Source organism: Vibrio mexicanus (genome assembly GCF_001012815.1).
In the GTDB taxonomy this organism is placed as follows: domain Bacteria; phylum Pseudomonadota; class Gammaproteobacteria; order Enterobacterales; family Vibrionaceae; genus Vibrio; species Vibrio mexicanus.
Genome location: NZ_JYJP01000062.1, coordinates 1 through 1243, shown reverse-complemented (window position 1 = coordinate 1243; position 1243 = coordinate 1). Strand labels below are relative to the sequence as shown.

The 1243-nt window shown below is 47.4% G+C and carries 1 protein-coding gene; it reads right to left on the bottom strand.

Features of this window, described 5'->3' with window-relative positions:
- Positions 1–30 precede the first annotated feature (30 nt).
- Positions 31–1181 (bottom strand): IS3 family transposase gene (locus UA76_RS09635; protein ID WP_157617614.1). Its coding sequence is split into 2 segments (ribosomal slippage): positions 31–929 and positions 929–1181, totalling 1152 coding nucleotides; the frame shifts between segments, so codons are not numbered across the junction.
- Positions 1182–1243: the final 62 nt, after the last annotated feature.

Here is a 1243-nt window from a genome sequence, read left to right as displayed (position 1 = left end):
TGATCTGCTCCAGCCAGACTGGACACTTCATTAAGCGACATTTTTTTGTTCAAAGTTAACTGGGCTTAGATACCCAAGAGCACTGTGCCTTCTCGTCCGATTATAATCAACCTCTATGTATTCGAAGATCGCTTGGCGCATCTCGTCTCGCGTCATGATCCGCTCATGTTGGATCGCTTCAACTTTCATTGAATGGAAGAAGCTCTCAACACAAGCGTTATCCCAGCAGTTTCCTTTCCTACTCATACTTTGCTTTAGATTATAAACGGTTATGAGGTCTCGATAGTCTTTTGAACAATACTGACTACCTCGATCACTGTGAACGATAACCTGCTCAGGGAATCCACGACGGAACAAGGCCATTGATAGCGCATCGCTGACCAGCGTAGCCGTCATTCTGGTATCCATAGACCAGCCGATCACCTGGCGTGAGTAAAGATCAATAATGACCGCCAAATATAGCCAGCCTTCACTTGTGGCAAGATATGTAATATCACCCGCCCACTTTTGGTTCGGAGCTGTAGCGTTAAAGTCCTGAGCCAGCAGGTTTGGAGCGACAGGCATTTTATGCTTGCTGTCCGTTGTACATTTAAACTTGCGTGCGGCTTTCGGAGTCAAATCCTGACGCTTCATACTGGCGGCAATGGTTTTGACATTATGGCTATCACCGTTCTCAGCCAGCTCTTTCTGGATGCGCCTCGCACCATCTCGGCCTTTGCTGCTGTCAAAAGCCTTCTTGACCTTGGTATCAAGCTCTTGGCGATTAACCTCGCGCTGGATGGCCTTGTGGCGGTGCTTAACCCAGTAATAAAACCCACTTCGAGAAACCCCGAACACCTTAGCCATACGGACAACATTGAAGCACAGCAGGTGTTCGAGCATAAATTCGTAGCAATCTACTTTAGATTTTTCGCGAAGTAGGTGGCGGCTTTTTTTACTATATCTAGCTCCTCAGCTTGCTCAGCCAATTGCCTTTTGAGCTTAGCGACTTCAGCGGCTAGATCTTTTTCTCGCTGACTGGTATTGGTGTCTTTCTTGGCTGCCTTACGCCAACCGTAGATCTGGGATTCGTGTAACCCGAGCTGTCTAGCTGCCGCAGCAACTCCCACTTTCTCTGCCAGCTTCAGGGCTTCTGCTTTAAATTCAGGAGAATGGATAATACGTTTTTTCTTGTTTGTCATGGTTCACCTCGTTAGTGATTGTACTCACTTAACTCGGTGTCCAAAACTGCTGGTGCGGATCA